The organism is Microbulbifer mixtoriginis (SeqCode) (genome assembly GCF_052467235.1).
This window is the reverse complement of record NZ_CP174305.1, coordinates 2,581,548-2,608,068: the sequence shown is the minus strand read 5'-3', so window position 1 is coordinate 2,608,068 and position 26,521 is coordinate 2,581,548. Positions and strand designations below refer to the sequence as shown.

The 26,521-nt window shown below is 50.3% G+C and carries 5 protein-coding genes and 1 tRNA gene; 1 reads left to right on the top strand and 5 read right to left on the bottom strand.

Going from position 1 to position 26,521, the window contains the following annotated elements:
- Positions 1-4: 4 nt before the first annotated feature.
- The 4 genes from ACJJIO_RS11405 to rnr all read right to left on the bottom strand — a co-directional run bounded on the left by ACJJIO_RS11405 (position 5) and on the right by rnr (position 4,874).
- A complete protein-coding gene (locus ACJJIO_RS11405; protein WP_444908540.1) occupies positions 5-577 on the bottom strand; it encodes a hypothetical protein in 573 nt (190 codons plus the stop codon).
- 18 nt (positions 578-595) lie between these two features.
- On the bottom strand, positions 596-1,150 hold the full coding sequence (locus ACJJIO_RS11400) for an RNA polymerase sigma factor (protein WP_444899250.1): 555 nt from the start codon (positions 1,148-1,150) through the stop codon (positions 596-598).
- Positions 1,151-1,376: 226 nt separating this feature from the next.
- The gene (gene rlmB / locus ACJJIO_RS11395) at positions 1,377-2,132 is read right to left on the bottom strand and encodes a 23S rRNA (guanosine(2251)-2'-O)-methyltransferase RlmB (protein WP_444908539.1); all 756 of its coding nucleotides are present in this window, start codon (positions 2,130-2,132) and stop codon (positions 1,377-1,379) included.
- A 12-nt stretch (positions 2,133-2,144) separates the two neighbouring features.
- The gene (gene rnr, locus ACJJIO_RS11390) at positions 2,145-4,874 is read right to left on the bottom strand and encodes a ribonuclease R (RefSeq protein ID WP_444908538.1); all 2,730 of its coding nucleotides are present in this window, start codon (positions 4,872-4,874) and stop codon (positions 2,145-2,147) included.
- Between the two features lie 242 nt (positions 4,875-5,116).
- Here rnr and ACJJIO_RS11385 point away from each other — a divergent pair.
- Positions 5,117-5,203, top strand: a tRNA-Leu gene (locus tag ACJJIO_RS11385).
- Positions 5,204-5,358: 155 nt separating this feature from the next.
- Here the strand turns inward: ACJJIO_RS11385 and ACJJIO_RS11380 are convergent.
- Entirely contained in the window at positions 5,359-26,499 is a 21,141-nt protein-coding gene (locus ACJJIO_RS11380) for a filamentous hemagglutinin N-terminal domain-containing protein (protein WP_444908537.1), read from the bottom strand.
- Positions 26,500-26,521 lie beyond the last annotated feature (22 nt).

Genomic DNA, 26,521 nt, shown 5'->3' with positions numbered 1-26,521 from the left:
GGCTTCACAAGTGCGTTAATCGTTGACGCAGTCGCTTGCTCACCCCACCGTATTCCACTTCGATCAATATCTCCCCCGTGCTATTTTCACCGAGGATTTTCACCGGCAACGACAGGCGATTACTTCCTGCAGCAATATCCGTTTGCCATTGCAACACCTGACTGCTCGCATAACCATCAAGTTGCATATTTTCCGGTAAGACGACCCTGATTAGTGCCCCCGGCATCCGGCGACTGCTGTGCAGTAAAAGGTGCACTGGCCGCCTGATAGTGCCTTCGACATCTTGTTGCGTATCACCAGCCCCAACATCCATCGGGGTATCCTTTAAGAATGTCAGTATCACTCCCAATGTCACGACCACGAAGAAACCCGCAGCTACAGCCAACTGTCCCACTCGCCGGTATTCGTCAAAAAATAATTTTGATAAAGAAGGCGATTGACTGCTTTCCTGCCCAGTGAAGACAGACTTTAAGATACGCTCTTCCAAGTCATCGCCAGGGTTCTCAACCGGCAGGGCGCGGAGCTGGTGACGTAACAACATCTCACTGGAAAAATCTTCAGAGTCATATTTCAGCATTGGCTTTTCCTCTGATTACTAACACGGATGACCCTCGCTAATAGTTCCCTCACTGAGCAATTTTTTTAATTTTTTATGGGCGCGATGTAGGCGTGATTTCACCGTGCCCACACTTATGCCCAAAATATCTGCCACCTCTAGTAGGGAGTACCCCTCTACATCGTGCAGCAATACCGTATCGCGCCAATCGACCTCTAGTTTCGATAGCGCCTGCAGTAAAATGCGCTGCATTTCCACCTGAGAAGAAAGTCCCTTCTCTGGCGTGCCGCTTGCCACCGTCTCCCAATCAACCTCTTCATCAATGGGGGAGCTTCGGCGTCGGCGGTAGAGATCCACATAGCGGTGATAGAGCACCTTGATTAACCAGGGACCTAAGCGCTGAATTTTTTCCAGTGCTACAGATCGCGTCAGCAGGCTTGCCAAAACATCCTGTACCAGGTCCTCAGCCTCCTCGCGATTCCCTGTCCAGCGAAAGGCCATACGATAAAGTTGGCGAATATGTGGATGTATCAACTCAGCAAAACGAGCATTACGCGATCGTCGTCGCAGTAATTTTTGGGGCCAGGCGTACAAACCGCTACTCCCGGATATCAAAGGAAAGTTACCCGCAAATTTTTCACCCGCGGCATGAAATAGAAAGCTGCACAGTAAAATTGCTGTGTGACAGTGGAAAAAATCTAGCAGTGAATAGTGGAAATAGAGGGGAAAAAGAGGTTTGCGTGTGAAGCGTTACGCCGGGATGCTGCAAGTCCCGGCATCAGTAATCACCAGGACTTACAGATCAAAAAAAAAGAATAAATCAGGCGCTGCGCTGGCGCACCGCTTCAAATAGACAAACACCGGTGGCAACAGACACATTCAGGCTGCTGACTTCACCGGCCATCGGAATTTTAATTAAATGATCACAGTGCTCCCGGGTTAATCGGCGCAGGCCACTGCCTTCGGCACCCATCACTAAAGCCATAGGACCCGTCAACTGAGACTGGTAGACATCCTGAGTAGCCTCTCCTGCCGCACCAAAAATCCACACTCCAGCCTGCTGCAACTGCTGTAGGGTACGCGCGAGGTTGGTCACCGTAACAAAGGGTAAAACCTCAGCCGCACCACAGGCCACCTTGCGGGCTGTCGGGGTCAAACCTGCGGATTTATCCTTGGGCGCAATCACCGCATGTACCCCGGCAGCCTCCGCTGAGCGCAAGCAGGCACCCAAATTATGGGGGTCGGTCACGCCATCCAGGACCAAGAGAAATGGCGCCTCACTTTTCTGGTCCAGCTTTTCGAGCATGCCAAACAGAAATTTCTCATCCAGAACCTGAGTTTTACTCGCACAAAGAGCGATTACCCCCTGGTGATTAGCGCCCTCTTCCACCTTGTCATCCAGAGTGCGACGGTCGACAAAACGCAGTGCGATATCATTTTTTTCCGCCTGCTGAATAATTTTTTGCAGGCGCTGGTCTTTGCGCCCACGCAATAGCATCAGCTCCTGCACATTTTGTGGAGAACCCTTTAACAAAGCCTGCACCGCGTGCAGGCCATATACCAATTCTTGGCTCAACTTATGCCTCAATCACTTTTTCTTTTTACTGGTAGAAGAAGCTTTCTTCTTCTTTTTAACTTTGCCGCTACGCGTTTTGGCCTTTTCTGCTTTCTGTGCAGCCTTGCGCGCAGCTACCGCTGGGCGTTTACCGCCTTTGCGTGTGGGAGTGCGCTTGCTTCCGCGACGCTTTGCCGGCGCCTCAGTTTTTTGCTTGTCGGCATCCTCGCTTGATTTTTTCTTGCTCGTACTGGGCTTATCCTCCGTCAGCTCTGCCACAGGGACCGCTTCTTTGGAGCCGACCTTACGTTTGCGAATAGGCGCTACTTCCGCTGAGGTTTCTGCGCGCTTTCCCCAGGGGCTGGCATGTAATTTACGGCTGCTGTCTTTTTTCTGCTTGCTGCGCCGCTCCCGCTCCAATTGATGCTCTACAGCCATTTCCATCGCGCGGGCACTGACCTTAGTCGTTTCTTTCTTAGCACGGGAGGCCTTTTGACGCGGCACCAATTCCTCGAGAATAAAGTCTACTTTGCGCTCTTCAAGATCGACCCGCGCCACCTGAACGCTAACTGAGTCACCTAGATGGTAGCGTTTGCCACTGCGTTCGCCGATTAAACGCTGGTGCGCCTGCTCAAAGCGGTAATAATCTTTTGGCAGCGCGGTCACGTGGATCAACCCCTCAACAAAAAGATCATTAAGCTCGACAAATAAGCCGAACCCCGTTACCGCACTAATTACGCCGGAATAAACTTCACCCACATGATCCTGCAAATATTCGCACTTGAGCCAGCTAACCACATCGCGGGTAGCATCGTCTGCACGGCGTTCAGTCATGGAACACTGTTCGCCGAGCTGTAACATCGCCGGCATATCGTAGGGCAGTATCTGCTGTCGATCGATGGGCCTGGCACCCGGCACGCTGTATACCTTCTGCACCACTGCGGCTTCATTGGCACTACCATTGCGAATTAGCCAGCGCAGGGCACGGTGCAACAGCAAATCGGGATAGCGGCGAATGGGTGAGGTGAAATGGGCATAGGCGCGATAATCCAAGCCAAAGTGGCCGCGATTTTCCGGTTGATAGACCGCCTGATTCATGGAACGCAGTAACATCACTTGAATTATATGGGCATCCGCACGGCCCTCGACCTGCTCCAGTAACGCCTGAAAATCCGCAGGCTGTGGCTCCGAGCCACCGGGCAGTCGCAATCCCAGCTCACCGAGGTACTCGCGCAAGTTGCTGAGTTTTTCTTCTTTCGGGGCATCGTGCACACGATAGAGAGCCGGTAATTCCGACAGCTCCATTAAATCCGCCGCACAGACATTGGCCGCCAACATGCACTCTTCGATCAGTTTATGCGCATCGTTGCGCGTAACCGGCACTATGCGCTCAATCTTGCGTTCGCTGTCAAACAGAATACGGGTTTCGGTGGTTTCAAAATCTATCGCCCCACGCCGATCGCGGGCACTGCGCAACGCCAGGTACAAATCGTGCAAATTATCCAGATGTGGAACCAGTGCGGCAAACTGCTTACGCAGACCACTATCGCGATTGTCCCGTTCTTCTAATACCTGCCCTACCTGGGTATAAGTCAGACGCGCATGACTGCGCATCAAACCTTCAAAGAAACGGTAATCGGTAATTTCACCGCTGCGATCAATGTGCATCTCGCACACCATACACAAGCGGTCTACCTCCGGATTTAATGAGCAGAGCCCATTAGACAATTTCTCCGGCAGCATAGGCACGACAAAGTCGGGAAAATAAACCGAGTTGCCACGGCTATGGGCCTCCTCATCGAGCACCGAGCCGGGGCGCACATAGTGAGACACATCGGCAATGGCTACCAGCAGCTTCCAACTGTTGTCAGGCAAAAGCTCACAGTAAACTGCATCATCAAAATCGCGGGCATCCTCACCATCAATAGTGACCAGGGGTAATTGGCGCAAATCAACCCGCGCTTTTTTATCCTCTTCCAGCACTTCATTGGCAATGGCATCCACTTCCGCCTGTAAGGCCGCGGGCCAGATATGGGGGATGCCATAGTTGCGGATCGCGACATCGATCTCCATGCCCGGTGCCAAATGGTCGCCGAGCACTTCCAGCACTTCCCCCTGGGGTACGCGGTCACGCCCAGGTTGTGTGACAATTTTTACCACGACATATTGGCCGTGTTCGGCACCGGCGGCATCTTCTGCCGCTACCATCACATCGAGGTTCACGCGGGGGTTATCGGGCCGCACAAAACAGATACCATTTTCCCGGTAAAGGCGCCCAGCCAGCTGTTCGGTATTGTGCTTGATTACCCGAACCACGGCACCTTCACGCTTGCCGCGAAAGCCGCCGGGAGTCTCCCGCACCAGCACCTCATCGCCGTCAAAGACTTTGCGCATTTGTCGATGGGACAAAAATAAATCGCCGTCACCATCCGTGGGCACAACGAAACCAAAACCGTCGCGGTGGCCAATAACGCGGCCACGAACCAGGCTCATTTTGTCCAGCACACCAAAATCACCGGAGCGATTGCTGGCAATCTGGCCATCTCGGGACATGGCGATTAGGCGTCGGCGCACCCCTTCACGCCGGTCTTCATCCTCTAATTCAAGAAGGTTGGCAACAAATTCCCAGGGCACCGGTTCCGCCTGCTGCTCCAAAAGTTGCAGCAAATATTCTCGGCTGGGGATAGGCTTTTCATATTTTTCCGCCTCTCGCTGGGCATGAGGGTCAGCGTTGAGGGGGCCTGAAGTATTTTTGTGTGTCAAAACAGCATCCGTTGTTGAGATAACCGCCCATTGAGGCGGCTTCCGGAGGTTATCCGGTCAAAGGCAGGCGGCGGAGGTAGAGAGTTTTTGTTCAATGTTTCGCCGCTGTTGAACGCATTATAAGCGATTTCAGCACATTTCCAGACCTTTGGGTAAAATGTTGAAATAAGCGCTAAGAAACCGTTGACACTCCCCCTGCAGATCTCTATAGTTCGCGTCCTCAACGGAGCACACGTTGATTTGCCCAGGTGGCGGAATTGGTAGACGCGCTAGCTTCAGGTGCTAGTGACCTAACGGTCGTGGAGGTTCAAGTCCTCTCCTGGGCACCAATTCCAAAAAGGCTGACTCGAAAGAGTCGGCCTTTTTTCGTTGCGGCTTATGTAAATCTTACCCACGAAAAGTCCCCAGATATTTCCAATACAAACGCCCATAAAAAAACCGGCCACTGGGGCCGGTTCGGTATTTTAAAGTCTTCTAGGGACCATCAGCCCCCTGAATTAATGGAGGCCAAGGTCTCCTGCTCGCGGTAGTCGACAGTAACATCCTGGCTCTCTTCCAGCCTGGCATCGAATTCCGGATCTTCCTCATCGGTTCCGGAAAGTCCCGCTGCAGGTAACAACTCACCGGATCTCAAACGCATTTCCGGGGAATTCACCGCATCCACTCCACTACTGTAAGGTTTCACCGCACTGAAAATCGCCGGGTCAACCTGGGTGAAGTCCTCAACACCATTTTGGATTGCGGAGCGCAATCCCTGGGATGCCTGGGCACCAGCGATAGACTGCAGCTCGTCACCCTTACTAGTGAAGTTCGGTACCTGCCCAATAAATTCAGGCTCGTAGTAGGAGACAGAAACAATTGCCACATTGGTAAGCGCATCCATACGCAGCGGCACCAACTCGCTACCGATAATACTCCAGAGCTGAGTATCGGTACCCAGAGTGATATTGCCCGCTGTGATATGGGTATCGCCGTAGGTTTCAGCGGTGAGCATGCCAAAGCCCTCACTCGCCAGCTGAACGTTACCGCGACCCGCATTGATTTCATCAATCAGTAGGTTGTCTTTCGCCAGCACCGTAATATCGACATCCGGCCCGGAAGTAGAGATAGCAAGGACATCGACATCGGACTCAATATTGACATCGCCGCTGACCACCAAATCTGCACGCTTAGCTTTGAGGCTACCGCCAATAGTACCCGTGGCACTGCTAAGTACATTAATATCCCCTGATCCATCGTAACCGAGACGCATACCACTGCCAGCAAATCGCAAACCTACGCCGCTTTTGTTGAAGCTGCCGGAATTAACACCGCCATTTTCAAAATCAAAAGCAAAGTCTGTTTCTAACATGAGATTACTGGAAGTGTTATCAAGGAACTCAAAATCAGAGAAGCTAAAGTTGCCTACTTTGTTACCAGAGGATTTCACCTGCCAAGTATCACCAGCAAGGTTGTACTGGAAGGAATCACTTCCGCTGCCACCAGAGAGTGCTACTGTGTCAGAGCTATTCTCATTCACTTCCACGTAGTCATCCCCCTCTCCCAGGGAAATACTATCGATGGTGGTTGCAGAGAGTATGACCGTGTCATTACCTGCACCGGTATCTATTGAAGCAAGCTCACCGCCATTTAAATTAAAAGTATCCTGGCCACTACCCGCATTTATCGTTTCAATACCGCTAAACACAAGCTTTTTGTTATTGCCGCTTACGGTACTCTGCGCATCGTTGATATCCCAAACCGCATCGATATTGGCCCCCTCGATAGTATCGTTTCCACTGCCCGCACTCAGGCTCTCCAGATCCGCAAAAGTGACCCCGGCAACTGTCATGCTGTTGAGGCTATCGAAGACATAGTTACTGCCGATGTCCTGGCCAATATATGTACCCACTCCCTGGACCATCTCAAGATTATCAAACAGAACAGTAAGGCCATTCACCCTGGCTTGAGCCGCTCCGTTTTCTAGGGAGCTGCCATTACTGGAAGATGTCCAGCTAGCGCCACTACCGGCTGCATTAACAGTGTCCTCACCCTCACCAGTATCCACACTTTCAAGCCCGGTAAAGAGAATACCCGCAGCAGTAATATCACCATTGGAAGCCAGAACAAATGTATCCTTGCCAGAGGTACCTACAAGATGGTCAGTACCTCCCTCACTGCTGACTTTAGTAATGCCTGTAAATGCTATTCCCGCAGTGGCGATTCCAGACTCAGTTAGGGCTAAGACATCATCAGCATCAGTACCGTATAACTGTGCATTATTAGTTTCTACATGATCAATACCGCTAAATTGAACACCATTCACCTCAAGGGCATTTGCAGTACCAGCTAACTGCCAACTTCCCGCATCGCTCTGAATCGTATCGCTATCTTCGTTACCACTTCCCGCAGAAACGCTAGCAACAGACGAGAACTCAATACCCCGCGCTTTGAGCGATTTCCCAGTTTTGGCCAGTTCGAAAGTGTCTGCCTGATTATTTGTTGATGCGTCCAGCGACACGTTGTCTGCATCAACCTGCTCAATGCCCTCAAAGCTCACACCTGCAACAGCAAGAGCACCGCGGCCTAATCCCAATACCCAGGTTTCTCCAGCTATATCACTTGTAGCCACAATAGTGTCTGAGCCTTCGCCTGCATCCACAGAATCAAGTTCCATAAATGTCATGTTGTCGACTCGCACTATGGCATCCGCTCCGGACTTACTTAAGGTGAAAGTGTCCGTATGTTCTCCACCCGCCAGCGTGCTGGTGCCGCCGCTGATGAACTCGGCGTTCTGGATGGTGATCGCGCCGTGCTCTACTTCATTCGCATTGTCGGTCAGGGCCCAACCTTGGCCCGCCTGGCCAATCACGGTGTCATCACCACCGGCGGCGGCGACCGTGCTGAGGCCGGCGAACTGCATATTGTCCACCTTCACCAACTGACCCTGGCTGCCGCCGTCGAGGAAGGTGTAGGTGTCAGCGAAGTCTCCCCCCATCAGGGTGCTGATGCCGCCGCTGATAAACTCGGCGTTCTGGATGGTGATCGCGCCGTGCTCTACTTCATTCTCATTGTCGGTCAGGGCCCAACCTTGCCCCGCCTGGCCAATCACGGTGTCATCACCACCGGCGGCGGCGACCGTGCTGAGGCCGGCGAACTGCATATTGTCCACCTTCACCAACTGACCCTGGCTGCCGCCGTCGAGGAAGGTGTAGGTGTCAGCGAAGTCTCCCCCCATCAGGGTGCTGATGCCGCCGCTGATAAACTCGGCGTTCTGGATGGTGATCGCGCCGTGCTCTACTTCATTCTCATTGTCGGTCAGGGCCCAACCTTGGCCCGCCTGGCCAATCACGGTGTCATCACCACCGGCGGCGGCGACCGTGCTGAGGCCGGCGAACTGCATATTGTCCACCTTCACCAACTGACCCTGGCTGCCGCCGTCGAGGAAGGTGTAGGTGTCAGCGAAGTCTCCCCCCATCAGGGTGCTGATGCCGCCGCTGATAAACTCGGCGTTCTGGATGGTGATCGCGCCGTGCTCTACTTCATTCTCATTGTCGGTCAGGGCCCAACCTTGGCCCGCCTGACCGATCACGGTGTCATCACCACCGGCGGCGGCGACCGTGCTGAGGCCGGCGAACTGCATATCGTCCACCTTCACCAACTGACCCTGGCTGCCGCCGTCGAGGAAGGTGTAGGTGTCTGCGAAGTCTCCCCCCGCCAGCGTGCTGGTGCCGCCGCTGATAAACTCGGCGTTCTGGATGGTGATCGCGCCGTGCTCTACTTCATTCTCATTGTCGGTCAGGGCCCAACCTTGGCCCGCCTGGCCAATCACGGTGTCATCACCACCGGCGGCGGCGACCGTGCTGAGGCCGGCGAACTGCATATTGTCCACCTTCACCAACTGACCCTGGCTGCCGCCGTCGAGGAAGGTGTAGGTGTCAGCGAAGTCTCCCCCCATCAGGGTGCTGATGCCGCCGCTGATAAACTCGGCGTTCTGGATGGTGATCGCGCCGTGCTCTACTTCATTCTCATTGTCGGTCAGGGCCCAACCTTGGCCCGCCTGGCCAATCACGGTGTCATCACCACCGGCGGCGGCGACCGTGCTGAGGCCGGCGAACTGCATATTGTCCACCTTCACCAACTGACCCTGGCTGCCGCCGTCGAGGAAGGTGTAGGTGTCAGCGAAGTCTCCCCCCATCAGGGTGCTGATGCCGCCGCTGATAAACTCGGCGTTCTGGATGGTGATCGCGCCGTGCTCTACTTCATTCTCATTGTCGGTCAGGGCCCAACCTTGGCCCGCCTGGCCAATCACGGTGTCATCACCACCGGCGGCGGCGACCGTGCTGAGGCCGGCGAACTGCATATTGTCCACCTTCACCAACTGACCCTGGCTGCCGCCGTCGAGGAAGGTGTAGGTGTCAGCGAAGTCTCCCCCCATCAGGGTGCTGATGCCGCTGCTGATAAACTCGGCGTTCTGGATGGTGATCGCGCCGTGCTCTACTTCATTCTCATTGTCGGTCAGGGCCCAACCTTGGCCCGCCTGGCCAATCACGGTGTCATCACCACCGGCGGCGGCGACCGTGCTGAGGCCGGCGAACTGCATATTGTCCACCTTCACCAACTGACCCTGGCTGCCGCCGTCGAGGAAGGTGTAGGTGTCAGCGAAGTCTCCCCCCATCAGGGTGCTGATGCCGCCGCTGATAAACTCGGCGTTCTGGATGGTGATCGCGCCGTGCTCTACTTCATTCTCATTGTCGGTCAGGGCCCAACCTTGGCCCGCCTGGCCAATCACGGTGTCATCACCACCGGCGGCGGCGACCGTGCTGAGGCCGGCGAACTGCATATTGTCCACCTTCACCAACTGACCCTGGCTGCCGCCGTCGAGGAAGGTGTAGGTGTCAGCGAAGTCTCCCCCCATCAGGGTGCTGATGCCGCCGCTGATAAACTCGGCGTTCTGGATGGTGATCGCGCCGTGCTCTACTTCATTCTCATTGTCGGTCAGGGCCCAACCTTGGCCCGCCTGACCGATCACGGTGTCATCACCACCGGCGGCGGCGACCGTGCTGAGGCCGGCGAACTGCATATTGTCCACCTTCACCAACTGACCCTGGCTGCCGCCGTCGAGGAAGGTGTAGGTGTCAGCGAAGTCTCCCCCCATCAGGGTGCTGATGCCGCCGCTGATAAACTCGGCGTTCTGGATGGTGATCGCGCCGTGCTCTACTTCATTCTCATTGTCGGTCAGGGCCCAACCTTGGCCCGCCTGGCCAATCACGGTGTCATCACCACCGGCGGCGGCGACCGTGCTGAGGCCGGCGAACTGCATATTGTCCACCTTCACCAACTGACCCTGGCTGCCGCCGTCGAGGAAGGTGTAGGTGTCAGCGAAGTCTCCCCCCATCAGGGTGCTGATGCCGCCGCTGATAAACTCGGCGTTCTGGATGGTGATCGCGCCGTGCTCTACTTCATTCTCATTGTCGGTCAGGGCCCAACCTTGCCCCGCCTGGCCAATCACGGTGTCATCACCACCGGCGGCGGCGACCGTGCTGAGGCCGGCGAACTGCATATTGTCCACCTTCACCAACTGACCCTGGCTGCCGCCGTCGAGGAAGGTGTAGGTGTCAGCGAAGTCTCCCCCCATCAGGGTGCTGATGCCGCCGCTGATAAACTCGGCGTTCTGGATGGTGATCGCGCCGTGCTCTACTTCATTCTCATTGTCGGTCAGGGCCCAACCTTGGCCCGCCTGGCCAATCACGGTGTCATCACCACCGGCGGCGGCGACCGTGCTGAGGCCGGCGAACTGCATATTGTCCACCTTCACCAACTGACCCTGGCTGCCGCCGTCGAGGAAGGTGTAGGTGTCAGCGAAGTCTCCCCCCATCAGGGTGCTGATGCCGCCGCTGATAAACTCGGCGTTCTGGATGGTGATCGCGCCGTGCTCTACTTCATTCTCATTGTCGGTCAGGGCCCAACCTTGGCCCGCCTGACCGATCACGGTGTCATCACCACCGGCGGCGGCGACCGTGCTGAGGCCGGCGAACTGCATATCGTCCACCTTCACCAACTGACCCTGGCTGCCGCCGTCGAGGAAGGTGTAGGTGTCTGCGAAGTCTCCCCCCGCCAGCGTGCTGGTGCCGCCGCTGATAAACTCGGCGTTCTGGATGGTGATCGCGCCGTGCTCTACTTCATTCTCATTGTCGGTCAGGGCCCAACCTTGGCCCGCCTGGCCAATCACGGTGTCATCACCACCGGCGGCGGCGACCGTGCTGAGGCCGGCGAACTGCATATTGTCCACCTTCACCAACTGACCCTGGCTGCCGCCGTCGAGGAAGGTGTAGGTGTCAGCGAAGTCTCCCCCCATCAGGGTGCTGATGCCGCCGCTGATAAACTCGGCGTTCTGGATGGTGATCGCGCCGTGCTCTACTTCATTCTCATTGTCGGTCAGGGCCCAACCTTGGCCCGCCTGGCCAATCACGGTGTCATCACCACCGGCGGCGGCGACCGTGCTGAGGCCGGCGAACTGCATATTGTCCACCTTCACCAACTGACCCTGGCTGCCGCCGTCGAGGAAGGTGTAGGTGTCAGCGAAGTCTCCCCCCATCAGGGTGCTGATGCCGCCGCTGATAAACTCGGCGTTCTGGATGGTGATCGCGCCGTGCTCTACTTCATTCTCATTGTCGGTCAGGGCCCAACCTTGGCCCGCCTGGCCAATCACGGTGTCATCACCACCGGCGGCGGCGACCGTGCTGAGGCCGGCGAACTGCATATTGTCCACCTTCACCAACTGACCCTGGCTGCCGCCGTCGAGGAAGGTGTAGGTGTCAGCGAAGTCTCCCCCCATCAGGGTGCTGATGCCGCTGCTGATAAACTCGGCGTTCTGGATGGTGATCGCGCCGTGCTCTACTTCATTCTCATTGTCGGTCAGGGCCCAACCTTGGCCCGCCTGGCCAATCACGGTGTCATCACCACCGGCGGCGGCGACCGTGCTGAGGCCGGCGAACTGCATATTGTCCACCTTCACCAACTGACCCTGGCTGCCGCCGTCGAGGAAGGTGTAGGTGTCAGCGAAGTCTCCCCCCATCAGGGTGCTGATGCCGCTGCTGATAAACTCGGCGTTCTGGATGGTGATCGCGCCGTGCTCTACTTCATTCTCATTGTCGGTCAGGGCCCAACCTTGGCCCGCCTGGCCAATCACGGTGTCATCACCACCGGCGGCGGCGACCGTGCTGAGGCCGGCGAACTGCATATTGTCCACCTTCACCAACTGACCCTGGCTGCCGCCGTCGAGGAAGGTGTAGGTGTCAGCGAAGTCTCCCCCCATCAGGGTGCTGATGCCGCCGCTGATAAACTCGGCGTTCTGGATGGTGATCGCGCCGTGCTCTACTTCATTCTCATTGTCGGTCAGGGCCCAACCTTGGCCCGCCTGGCCAATCACGGTGTCATCACCACCGGCGGCGGCGACCGTGCTGAGGCCGGCGAACTGCATATTGTCCACCTTCACCAACTGACCCTGGCTGCCGCCGTCGAGGAAGGTGTAGGTGTCAGCGAAGTCTCCCCCCATCAGGGTGCTGATGCCGCCGCTGATAAACTCGGCGTTCTGGATGGTGATCGCGCCGTGCTCTACTTCATTCTCATTGTCGGTCAGGGCCCAACCTTGGCCCGCCTGACCGATCACGGTGTCATCACCACCGGCGGCGGCGACCGTGCTGAGGCCGGCGAACTGCATATTGTCCACCTTCACCAACTGACCCTGGCTGCCGCCGTCGAGGAAGGTGTAGGTGTCAGCGAAGTCTCCCCCCATCAGGGTGCTGATGCCGCCGCTGATAAACTCGGCGTTCTGGATGGTGATCGCGCCGTGCTCTACTTCATTCTCATTGTCGGTCAGGGCCCAACCTTGGCCCGCCTGACCGATCACGGTGTCATCACCACCGGCGGCGGCGACCGTGCTGAGGCCGGCGAACTGCATATTGTCCACCTTCACCAACTGACCCTGGCTGCCGCCGTCGAGGAAGGTGTAGGTGTCAGCGAAGTCTCCCCCCATCAGGGTGCTGATGCCGCCGCTGATAAACTCGGCGTTCTGGATGGTGATCGCGCCGTGCTCTACTTCATTCTCATTGTCGGTCAGGGCCCAACCTTGGCCCGCCTGGCCAATCACGGTGTCATCACCACCGGCGGCGGCGACCGTGCTGAGGCCGGCGAACTGCATATTGTCCACCTTCACCAACTGACCCTGGCTGCCGCCATCTAGGAAGGTGTAGGTGTCAGCGAAGCCTTCTTTGCCCGCCAGCGTGCTACCGCCTCCACTAATTAAATTCGCATTTTTTATAATAATTCCTGCATGACTTACTTCATTATCATTAGCAGTCAAAGCCCAGCCTAAATTTGAGTACCCTTCTAAACCTGCATTCTTTGCAATTAAGTAAGAGACATCAAAAAATGTAATGCCATTATTCGTCGCAGTATTAGCGTTATTAATTATCCAGTTGTGGCCAAGTAAACCAGTTACAGTTCTTGCATAGCCATTTGTTTTAACACTTGTTACACCAGTGAAATTAAATTCATATCCAGGATTTTGCGAATCAGTATCAGATGAAACCAACCCATCCCCTAATACATAAAAATCTCCTTCTTGGGACGCCCCAATAACAATGCTACTGGAGATAATGTCACTGAGATTAACGAATTGGATCCCGTTGATTTTTCCATTTTCTAGATTTGCCTCATCGACGGATAAGGTGTCCTGCCCTCCCAATGCATCGACAATTGTCACCCCAGTAAAATCGATCGATGAGGCAACAACAAGGTTGTCATTTCCGTTTTCAATTATGCTGAAAGCATCAACATTATCGGTGCCATAGAGAGTTGTCGTGTAAGCGTCTTCAATATCCTGGAAAAGTAACCCCTGAGAGTAAAGACGTAACTCTCCAGCAATACCTGTTAGCTCCAGACCATTAGAGTAATTTTCGGCATCTACATAATCATCGCCGCCCAAAGCATTGACAGACTCAAGACCAGTAAACGTTAAGCCATTAACCTGTAGCTCAGCACTGTCATTAAAAGTAAATATTTCTTTATCATTGGTGCCTAGTAAAATATCCGATGTATTAACACCAACATGTGCTCCGGCTTCCACTCGGGTAAGCCCATTAAAGTGCATCCCATCAACTTGGATCGCCGTTGTGCTATCAGCATTTTTTACAATTTGGTAGCTATCATTGCTATTAGACGCACCCTGCAGTATTCCATTGCCGCCACTGAATATATCAGCATCGTTGATGATGACATCGGCATGCTCTACCTGATTATCACTCGCTGTGAGCGCCCAGTTTCTATTGTTAACACTACTGTTAATCGTGTCTGTAAAAGAGCTTGAGTCCCCAGCGCTTAAAATATCAATACCGGTAAAGGCCATGCCTTTAGTATCAATCTGGGTCTTTTGCTGTCCATTATCTGTGTAAGCAGAAAGCGTAAAGATTTCATCTTGGTCATTTCTGCCAACCAACTCGCCAACATTTGCCTGGATAGTTTCTACATCACTGAAGGCAATATTGTAGCCTGTGATCTCTTTATTTCCGGATCCCAAAATCCACTGGCTGCCGGTTTGCCCAGTACCGTCAATAATACTGTCTGTACCCGCACCGGTATTGAGGCTTGCAATACCGGTAAAGGCTATCTCATTGGCCTTGAAGGCCTTGTCCCCAGTAATCTCGATCGTATCGGCTAAGTCTGAGCCGACAAGGTTTTCACCACCAGTACCCGCTACCTCAATCTGTTTAAATAAGATATTGCTGGTAATCAGTTCTTTTGCGATTCCGGTGAGTGCAACCGTTTCTCCAGCCTTTGCATTCACGGTGTCGGCAATATTAGTATCGTTGCCGGCTAATACAGAGCTCACATCCGAGAACTGGATGCCTTTGCTGCGCAGCTTATTATCACCCTCTACGGTGAAGGTGTCTGCACCCGTGGTGCCGGTTAAAATTCCTGTATTAGTAACCGCATCAATGCCACTAAAGTTGATGTCATAGCTGCTACCATTAGGATCGATGGTTACACCAAAGGCATTATTACCTTGAAGAGTAACTGCACCGGTTGCATCTACCGTGTCCGTATAATTAGTATCATCCGTATTCGCATTCACATTGCGAATACCTTTAAAGATCATGGAGTCAACGGTGATATCGCCTGTCAGGGAAAGCTGATAGCTATCTCCGTTATCAGCGGCACCAACGAGGGTGTTATTACCACCCGTCAGACTACGCATTCCTGCAAAAGTAATGCCTGAGTGCTTAACTTCATTATCCGCAGAAACGAGTTCCCACTGGTCGCTGGTCTCAGAGGTAACAGCTCCACTAGAGCCAGTATCAACAATACGATCAACACCGGAGAAGGTGATCGCTTTAGCGAAAACTTTGTTGGTATCTTTTACTGTATAAGCGATATCCGCACCCAGCAGATTACTCGCCACCGCTTCATTAATACCGGATATCGTAATATCGATAATATTGCCATCGGTAAAATCTGCTTTTACGTTGTTGTCATCTAGCAAAAGAAGATTGCCACTAATAGCACTGGCATCTAGTGATGCAGTACCGTTCCCCTCAATTGTGGTAAATCCAGTAAAGCGAATAGCATCAGCATTAATACGTCCATCGCTGGTCAGGGCAAATTCGTTATCAGTATTCTTACTTTCCAGTGTGCCCTGATTATCTGAAGCGGTGACTTTTTCTATATTGGTAAAGGTAATTCCGCTGCTTGTGGCTTCTTTATCTGTATTCGAGAGACTCCATGTACTGTTGGCTACAAGCGTACTAACGGTGTCAGTGCCCTCGCCGGTATCAATCGTTTTATTGAAGCCAGTAAAGTCGATATTATTAGCCGTGAGCTTGTCACCGGTACTGGCTATGATAAAGCTGTCATCTATAGCCGATCCGACAATCTTGCCGTTCGAGTTGTTAATAAAGGCGACCTGTTCAATATCTTTGAACAGGATATTGGCATTGCGCAGCTCTTCTTGATTTCCGGTGAGATTTACATCAGTTTCTGTATTCAGTTGATCAGAAATGCCATCATTACTTGTGCCTCCAGCATTAACTTCTTCAATACCGGTGAAGCTGATACCGTAAGTATGTAATTCGCCGCTAAGGAAACCAAACGTATCGGCCCCGTCGGTACCGATCAAAATATCTGTTGTGTTAACACCAGCATGTGCTCCGGCTTCCACTCGGGTAAGCCCATTAAAGTGCATCCCATCAACTTGGATCGCCGTTGTGCTATCAGCATTTTTTACAATTTGGTAGCTATCATTGCTATTAGACGCACCCTGCAGTATTCCATTGCCGCCACTGAATATATCAGCATCGTTGATGATGACATCGGCATGCTCTACCTGATTATCACTCGCTGTGAGCGCCCAGTTTCTATTGTTAACACTACTGTTAATCGTGTCTGTAAAAGAGCTTGAGTCCCCAGCGCTTAAAATATCAATACCGGTAAAGGCCATGCCTTTAGTATCAATCTGGGTCTTTTGCTGTCCATTATCTGTGTAAGCAGAAAGCGTAAAGATTTCATCTTGGTCATTTCTGCCAACCAACTCGCCAACATTTGCCTGGATAGTTTCTACATCACTGAAGGCAATATTGTAGCCTGTGATCTCTTTATTTCCGGATCCCAAAATCCACTGGCTGCCGGTTTGCCCAGTACCGTCAATAATACTGTCTGTACCCGCACCGGTATTGAGGCTTGCAATACCGGTAAAGGCTATCTCATTGGCCTTGAAGGCCTTGTCCCCAGTAATCTCGATCGTATCGGCTAAGTCTGAGCCGACAAGGTTTTCACCACCAGTACCCGCAATCTCAATCTGTTTAAATAAGATATTGCTGGTAATCAGTTCTTTTGCGATTCCGGTGAGTGCAACCGTTTCTCCAGCCTTTGCATTCACAGTGTCGGCAATATTAGTATCGTTGCCGGCTAATACAGAGCTCACATCCGAGAACTGGATGCCTTTGCTGCGCAGCTTATTATCACCCTCTACGGTGAAGGTGTCTGCACCCGTGGTGCCGGTTAAAATTCCTGTATTAGTAACCGCATCAATGCCACTAAAGTTGATGTCATAGCTGCTACCATTAGGATCGATGGTTACACCAAAGGCATTATTACCTTGAAGAGTAACTGCACCGGTTGCATCTACCGTGTCCGTATAATTAGTATCATCCGTATTCGCATTCACATTGCGAATACCTTTAAAGATCATGGAGTCAACGGTGATATCGCCTGTCAGGGAAAGCTGATAGCTATCTCCGTTATCAGCGGCACCAACGAGGGTGTTATTACCACCCGTCAGACTACGCATTCCTGCAAAAGTAATGCCTGAGTGCTTAACTTCATTATCCGCAGAAACGAGTTCCCACTGGTCACTGGTCTCAGAGGTAACAGCTCCACTAGAGCCAGTATCAACAATACGATCAACACCGGAGAAGGTGATCGCTTTAGCGAAAACTTTGTTGGTATCTTTTACTGTATAAGCGATATCCGCACCCAGCAGATTACTCGCCACCGCTTCATTAATACCGGATATCGTAATATCGATAATATTGCCATCGGTAAAATCTGCTTTTACGTTGTTGTCATCTAGCAAAAGAAGATTGCCACTAATAGCACTGGCATCTAGTGATGCAGTACCGTTCCCCTCAATTGTGGTAAATCCAGTAAAGCGAATAGCATCAGCATTAATACGTCCATCGCTGGCCAGGGCAAATTCGTTATCAGTATTCTTACTTTCCAGTGTGCCCTGATTATCTGAAGCGGTGACTTTTTCTATATTGGTAAAGGTAATTCCGCTGCTTGTGGCTTCTTTATCTGTATTCGAGAGACTCCATGTACTGTTGGCTACAAGCGTACTAACGGTGTCAGTGCCCTCGCCGGTATCAATCGTTTTATTGAAGCCAGTAAAGTCGATATTATTAGCCGTGAGCTTGTCACCGGTACTGGCTATGATAAAGCTGTCATCTATAGCCGATCCGACAATCTTGCCGTTCGAGTTGTTAATAAAGGCGACCTGTTCAATATCTTTGAACAGGATATTGGCATTGCGCAGCTCTTCTTGATTTCCGGTGAGATTTACATCAGTTTCTGTATTCAGTTGATCAGAAATGCCATCATTACTTGTGCCTCCAGCATTAACTTCTTCAATACCGGTGAAGCTGATACCGTAAGTATGTAATTCGCCGCTAAGGAAACCAAACGTATCGGCCCCGTCGGTACCGATCAAAATATCTGTTGTGTTAACACCAGCATGTGCTCCGGCTTCCACTCGGGTAAGCCCATTAAAGTGCATCCCATCAACTTGGATCGCCGTTGTGCTATCAGCATTTTTTACAATTTGGTAGCTATCATTGCTATTGGACGCACCCTGCAGTATTCCATTGCCGCCACTGAATATATCAGCATCGTTGATGATGACATCGGCATGCTCTACCTGATTATCACTCGCTGTGAGCGCCCAGTTTCTATTGTTAACACTACTGTTAATCGTGTCTGTAAAAGAGCTTGAGTCCCCAGCGCTTAAAATATCAATACCGGTAAAGGCCATGCCTTTAGTATCAATCTGGGTCTTTTGCTGTCCATTATCTGTGTAAGCAGAAAGCGTAAAGATTTCATCTTGGTCATTTCTGCCAACCAACTCGCCAACATTTGCCTGGATAGTTTCTACATCACTGAAGGCAATATTGTAGCCTGTGATCTCTTTATTTCCGGATCCCAAAATCCACTGGCTGCCGGTTTGCCCAGTACCGTCAATAATACTGTCTGTACCCGCACCGGTATTGAGGCTTGCAATACCGGTAAAGGCTATCTCATTGGCCTTGAAGGCCTTGTCCCCAGTAATCTCGATCGTATCGGCTAAGTCTGAGCCGACAAGGTTTTCACCACCAGTACCCGCAATCTCAATCTGTTTAAATAAGATATTGCTGGTAATCAGTTCTTTTGCGATTCCGGTGAGTGCAACCGTTTCTCCAGCCTTTGCATTCACGGTGTCGGCAATATTAGTATCGTTGCCGGCTAATACAGAGCTCACATCCGAGAACTGGATGCCTTTGCTGCGCAGCTTATTATCACCCTCTACGGTGAAGGTGTCTGCACCCGTGGTGCCGGTTAAAATTCCTGTATTAGTAACCGCATCAATGCCACTAAAGTTGATGTCATAGCTGCTACCATTAGGATCGATGGTTACACCAAAGGCATTATTACCTTGAAGAGTAACTGCACCGGTTGCATCTACCGTGTCCGTATAATTAGTATCATCCGTATTCGCATTCACATTGCGAATACCTTTAAAGATCATGGAGTCAACGGTGATATCGCCTGTCAGGGAAAGCTGATAGCTATCTCCGTTATCAGCGGCACCAACGAGGGTGTTATTACCACCCGTCAGACTACGCATTCCTGCAAAAGTAATGCCTGAGTGCTTAACTTCATTATCCGCAGAAACGAGTTCCCACTGGTCGCTGGTCTCAGAGGTAACAGCTCCACTAGAGCCAGTATCAACAATACGATCAACACCGGAGAAGGTGATCGCTTTAGCGAAAACTTTGTTGGTATCTTTTACTGTATAAGCGATATCCGCACCCAGCAGATTACTCGCTACCGCTTCATTAATACCGGATATCGTAATATCGACAATATTGCCATCGGTAAAATCTGCTTTTACATTGTTGTCATCTAGCAAAAGAAGATTGCCACTAATAGCACTGGCATCTAGTGACGCAGTACCGTTACCCTCAATTGTGGTAAATCCAGTAAAGCGAATAGCATCAGCATCAATACGTCCATCACTAGTCAGGGCAAATTCATTATCATCGTTCTTACTTTCCAGTGTGCCCTGATTATCTGAAGCGGTGACTTTTTCTATATTGGTAAAGGTAATTCCGCTGCTTGTGGCTTCTTTATCTGTATTCGAGAGACTCCATGTACTGTTGGCTACAAGCGTACTAACGGTGTCAGTGCCCTCGCCGGTATCAATCGTTTTATTGAAGCCAGTAAAGTCGATATTATTAGCCGTGAGCTTGTCACCGGTACTGGCTATGATAAAGCTGTCATCTATAGCCGATCCGACAATCTTGCCGTTCGAGTTGTTAATAAAGGCGACCTGTTCAATATCTTTGAACAGGATATTGGCATTGCGCAGCTCTTCTTGATTTCCGGTGAGATTTACATCAGTTTCTGTATTCAGTTGATCAGAAATGCCATCATTACTTGTGCCTCCAGCATTAACTTCTTCAATACCGGTGAAGCTGATACCGTAAGTATGTAATTCGCCGCTAAGGAAACCAAACGTATCGGCCCCGTCGGTACCGATCAAAATATCTGTTGTGTTAACACCAGCATGTGCTCCGGCTTCCACTCGGGTAAGCCCATTAAAGTGCATCCCATCAACTTGGATCGCCGTTGTGCTATCAGCATTTTTTACAATTTGGTAGCTATCATTGCTATTGGACGCACCCTGCAGTATTCCATTGCCGCCACTGAATATATCAGCATCGTTGATGATGACATCGGCATGCTCTACCTGATTATCACTCGCTGTGAGCGCCCAGTTTCTATTGTTAACACTACTGTTAATCGTGTCTGTAAAAGAGCTTGAGTCCCCAGCGCTTAAAATATCAATACCGGTAAAGGCCATGCCTTTAGTATCAATCTGGGTCTTTTGCTGTCCATTATCTGTGTAAGCAGAAAGCGTAAAGATTTCATCTTGGTCATTTCTGCCAACCAACTCGCCAACATTTGCCTGGATAGTTTCTACATCACTGAAGGCAATATTGTAGCCTGTGATCTCTTTATTTCCGGATCCCAAAATCCACTGGCTGCCGGTTTGCCCAGTACCGTCAATAATACTGTCTGTACCCGCACCGGTATTGAGGCTTGCAATACCGGTAAAGGCTATCTCATTGGCCTTGAAGGCCTTGTCCCCAGTAATCTCGATCGTATCGGCTAAGTCTGAGCCGACAAGGTTTTCACCACCAGTACCCGCAATCTCAATCTGTTTAAATAAGATATTGCTGGTAATCAGTTCTTTTGCGATTCCGGTGAGTGCAACCGTTTCTCCAGCCTTTGCATTCACGGTGTCGGCAATATTAGTATCGTTGCCGGCTAATACAGAGCTCACATCCGAGAACTGGATGCCTTTGCTGCGCAGCTTATTATCACCCTCTACGGTGAAGGTGTCTGCACCCGTGGTGCCGGTTAAAATTCCTGTATTAGTAACCGCATCAATGCCACTAAAGTTGATGTCATAGCTGCTACCATTAGGATCGATGGTTACACCAAAGGCATTATTACCTTGAAGAGTAACTGCACCGGTTGCATCTACCGTGTCCGTATAATTAGTATCATCCGTATTCGCATTCACATTGCGAATACCTTTAAAGATCATGGAGTCAACGGTGATATCGCCTGTCAGGGAAAGCTGATAGCTATCTCCGTTATCAGCGGCACCAACGAGGGTGTTATTACCACCCGTCAGACTACGCATTCCTGCAAAAGTAATGCCTGAGTGCTTAACTTCATTATCCGCAGAAACGAGTTCCCACTGGTCGCTGGTCTCAGAGGTAACAGCTCCACTAGAGCCAGTATCAACAATACGATCAACACCGGAGAAGGTGATCGCTTTAGCGAAAACTTTGTTGGTATCTTTTACTGTATAAGCGATATCCGCACCCAGCAGATTACTCGCTACCGCTTCATTAATACCGGATATCGTAATATCGACAATATTGCCATCGGTAAAATCTGCTTTTACATTGTTGTCATCTAGCAAAAGAAGATTGCCACTAATAGCACTGGCATCTAGTGACGCAGTACCGTTACCCTCAATTGTGGTAAATCCAGTAAAGCGAATAGCATCAGCATCAATACGTCCATCACTAGTCAGGGCAAATTCATTATCATCGTTCTTACTTTCCAGTGTGCCCTGATTATCTGAAGCGGTGACTTTTTCTATATTGGTAAAGGTAATTCCGCTGCTTGTGGCTTCTTTATCTGTATTCGAGAGACTCCATGTACTGTTGGCTACAAGCGTACTAACGGTGTCAGTGCCCTCGCCGGTATCAATCGTTTTATTGAAGCCAGTAAAGTCGATATTATTAGCCGTGAGCTTGTCACCGGTACTGGCTATGATAAAGCTGTCATCTATAGCCGATCCGACAATCTTGCCGTTCGAGTTGTTAATAAAGGCGACCTGTTCAATATCTTTGAACAGGATATTGGCATTGCGCAGCTCTTCTTGATTTCCGGTGAGATTTACATCAGTTTCTGTATTCAGTTGATCAGAAATGCCATCATTACTTGTGCCTCCAGCATTAACTTCTTCAATACCGGTGAAGCTGATACCGTAAGTATGTAATTCGCCGCTAAGGAAACCAAACGTATCGGCCCCGTCGGTACCGATCAAAATATCTGTTGTGTTAACACCAGCATGTGCTCCGGCTTCCACTCGGGTAAGCCCATTAAAGTGCATCCCATCAACTTGGATCGCCGTTGTGCTATCAGCATTTTTTACAATTTGGTAGCTATCATTGCTATTGGACGCACCCTGCAGTATTCCATTGCCGCCACTGAATATATCAGCATCGTTGATGATGACATCGGCATGCTCTACCTGATTATCACTCGCTGTGAGCGCCCAGTTTCTATTGTTAACACTACTGTTAATCGTGTCTGTAAAAGAGCTTGAGTCCCCAGCGCTTAAAATATCAATACCGGTAAAGGCCATGCCTTTAGTATCAATCTGGGTCTTTTGCTGTCCATTATCTGTGTAAGCAGAAAGCGTAAAGATTTCATCTTGGTCATTTCTGCCAACCAACTCGCCAACATTTGCCTGGATAGTTTCTACATCACTGAAGGCAATATTGTAGCCTGTGATCTCTTTATTTCCGGATCCCAAAATCCACTGGCTGCCGGTTTGCCCAGTACCGTCAATAATACTGTCTGTACCCGCACCGGTATTGAGGCTTGCAATACCGGTAAAGGCTATCTCATTGGCCTTGAAGGCCTTGTCCCCAGTAATCTCGATCGTATCGGCTAAGTCTGAGCCGACAAGGTTTTCACCACCAGTACCCGCAATCTCAATCTGTTTAAATAAGATATTGCTGGTAATCAGTTCTTTTGCGATTCCGGTGAGTGCAACCGTTTCTCCAGCCTTTGCATTCACGGTGTCGGCAATATTAGTATCGTTGCCGGCTAATACAGAGCTCACATCCGAGAACTGGATGCCTTTGCTGCGCAGCTTATTATCACCCTCTACGGTGAAGGTGTCTGCACCCGTGGTGCCGGTTAAAATTCCTGTATTAGTAACCGCATCAATGCCACTAAAGTTGATGTCATAGCTGCTACCATTAGGATCGATGGTTACACCAAAGGCATTATTACCTTGAAGAGTAACTGCACCGGTTGCATCTACCGTGTCCGTATAATTAGTATCATCCGTATTCGCATTCACATTGCGAATACCTTTAAAGATCATGGAGTCAACGGTGATATCGCCTGTCAGGGAAAGCTGATAGCTATCTCCGTTATCAGCGGCACCAACGAGGGTGTTATTACCACCCGTCAGACTACGCATTCCTGCAAAAGTAATGCCTGAGTGCTTAACTTCATTATCCGCAGAAACGAGTTCCCACTGGTCGCTGGTCTCAGAGGTAACAGCTCCACTAGAGCCAGTATCAACAATACGATCAACACCGGAGAAGGTGATCGCTTTAGCGAAAACTTTGTTGGTATCTTTTACTGTATAAGCGATATCCGCACCCAGCAGATTACTCGCTACCGCTTCATTAATACCGGATATCGTAATATCGACAATATTGCCATCGGTAAAATCTGCTTTTACATTGTTGTCATCTAGCAAAAGAAGATTGCCACTAATAGCACTGGCATCTAGTGACGCAGTACCGTTACCCTCAATTGTGGTAAATCCAGTAAAGCGAATAGCATCAACATCAATACGTCCATCACTAGTCAGGGCAAATTCATTATCATCGTTCTTACTTTCCAGTGTGCCCTGATTATCTGAAGCGGTGACTTTTTCTATATTGGTAAAGGTAATTCCGCTGCTTGTGGCTTTTTTATCTGTATTCGATAGACTCCATGTGCTATTCGCCACACTCGTACTAACTATATCGGTACCCTCACCGGTATTTAGACTTGAGATACCGGTAAAGGCTATCTCATTGGCCTTGAAGGCCTTATCTCCGGTAATCTCGATCGTATCGGCTAAGTCTGAACCGACAAGGTTTTCACCACCAGTACCCGCTACCTCAATCTCTTTAAATACGATATTGCTGGTAATGAGTTCTTTTGCGATTCCGGTGAGCGCAACCGTTTCTCCAGATTTAGCATGTATGGTATCTTCACCAGTACCGGCATTAAGAGTTTCGATGCTAGAAAAGGACAATTTTAGATGATTTACATTGGTCTCATCAGGGTTTGTTGAGGTTGATACCAGATCAAATGCATTATTCCCAGTGATGAATACTTCATCTTGCCAATCACTAAGAACAAATATATCAGAACCACTGCCTCCTAAAACGTTGAAAGTAGCTTGCGATGCACCATCAAAATAAATCTTACCAAGATAATTAGTTGAGCCCTCACCTTTTTGACCAACCTTTAATTCGAAACTATCTCCTTCAAAAGCACCCTGACCATCTGAGACACCTGAAAAATTTATCTTACCGTAATTATTAAAAGAACCACCAGTAGATAAATTAATCTTATTAGCAACTATTTCTGCTACCTTATCTCCATCCAGATTATTTTCGATATCCCCTTGAGCTATAATCTGAATATTCTCGGCAGTTATGGAACCAAAATAACTATCATTCGATACGGCCGATGCGGCATTAATGAAACTACCATCTGTTGCCACAGAAAAGTTTACTAGGCCTTGAATAGTTCCGTTATTAATCACATCTGTTTTGGCAAGGATAGAGAGGCTACCAGCTCCACCAGCATCTACAGTTGCATCTTGGTGTATCATTACTCCAGCATGGGAATCTAGAGTTAATGTAGTATTACTGCTCCAACTCAAGTTATTTCGAATACGTATTCCATAAGTAAAATCACCAGAATAACTTTCATTACCACTATTCCAAGCAGCATTTGCAGTATTATCGGAAGTTGTTTTTACAGTTACACTATTATTAGTTAAAGCGTCCTGTAATGTACCCACACTCATGCAGTTACTTATGCACTCAGGAACATCCTCTGAACTATCATCTAGGATATCGAACCAACCTGGATCTAATAGCCATTCTCCTGTAATTCCTTTGCCATGGCTTAATGTAGAAACATACATGCCATCTTCACCAAGGTTAAGATAAACCTTACCTGAAGTTTCGACAAAACCACCATCACCACCTTGCTTACCTGACTCGGCTAAAATAGTTCCGGCAAAATTCGTAGTATGGTCGGCCCAAACAATAACCTCACCACCATCGCTTTCGCCTAAACCACTCGCGTCAATATGAGCATCTTCAGTGACTGTTGTTTTTTTGGCATTACGAATCCGGGAATTTTTTCCTTGATAATCTCCACCGATTAATGCTTCACCACCTGCCGTCGTGCCACGGGCATCTATGGTGCCGCTGACCAGCACTTCATCGCCGAGAACCATGGCCTGACCGCCCCGGCCAGCGCTACCACGAACATCAATCGCACCACTGTGTTCTGCAGTATCACCCTCGAGCACCACCTGACCGCCCGTGGAACCAGCGGCTTGTAACTCGCCACTATTGATGACACTGGAACCCGAACCAAATAAACGGATTTTACCTCCGCTGGTGTCGATTCCCTGTGCTTTAATCGTGCCTTCGTTATTTACTGCAGCAGTAAATAAGTCACCAGATACGCTCGCTTCCAGGAGTACCTGGGCACCATCGATATTACCTTCATTTAAAACGGCGCTATCAACACCGAGGTCGTTTTCCATCACCTCTTTAGTAACTTGTACACCGATCATGCCGTCGGCATCGAAGGTAAGGATCGCTTCATCTGCAGCGGCCATACTGACCAGCTCTGCGCTAATCAGACCTGACGAGGCGTTGGTGACTTGTTTACCTACCAATACAGCACTGGCTGCATTGATAACACCTTTATTGACAACAAAGCCCGCGGAGCCGTCCTCTCCCTTAAAGGTAAAGTCGCCATTCATAAAATCCTCTGGGCTCATATCGAGCCCAGAGGCGGTAATGGCACCAACATTAATAGTGGCACTTTCGGTAAAGAGTACCCCGCGCGGGTTTACTAGAATAACGTGGCCATTGGCTTCAATGGAGCCATGAATCTTACTAGCACTTTGATCCAAAATTCGGTTGAGTACGACTGAGGAGGTATTTGGCTGAAGAAACTTAACCAACTCTTCAGCACTTAGATTAAAAGAATCCCAATCTATCGAGAGCAGATCAGTATTTTGATCGATTGTGGTGATCGTACCATTCACATCGATTGTGCCACTACCACCAGTTACCACACCGCCTTCCGGGCCCGCATGTGCCAGAGGGCTTAGTAAGCCTGCAAACATGCCAGCATACGCTAAGCGAGATACCTTGATTGCAGAAGTCAGTTTTTTCAGTTCAAGAGTATTTTTTTTGGCTTTCATACCGGTACCTTGCATAGAGCGG

Coding starts and splice junctions, on each gene's coding strand:
- ACJJIO_RS11405 (WP_444908540.1), bottom strand. CDS start 577: ATGCTGAAATATGACTCTGAAGATTTTTCCAGTGAGATGTTGTTACGT.
- ACJJIO_RS11380 (WP_444908537.1), bottom strand. CDS start 26,499: ATGAAAGCCAAAAAAAATACTCTTGAACTGAAAAAACTGACTTCTGCA.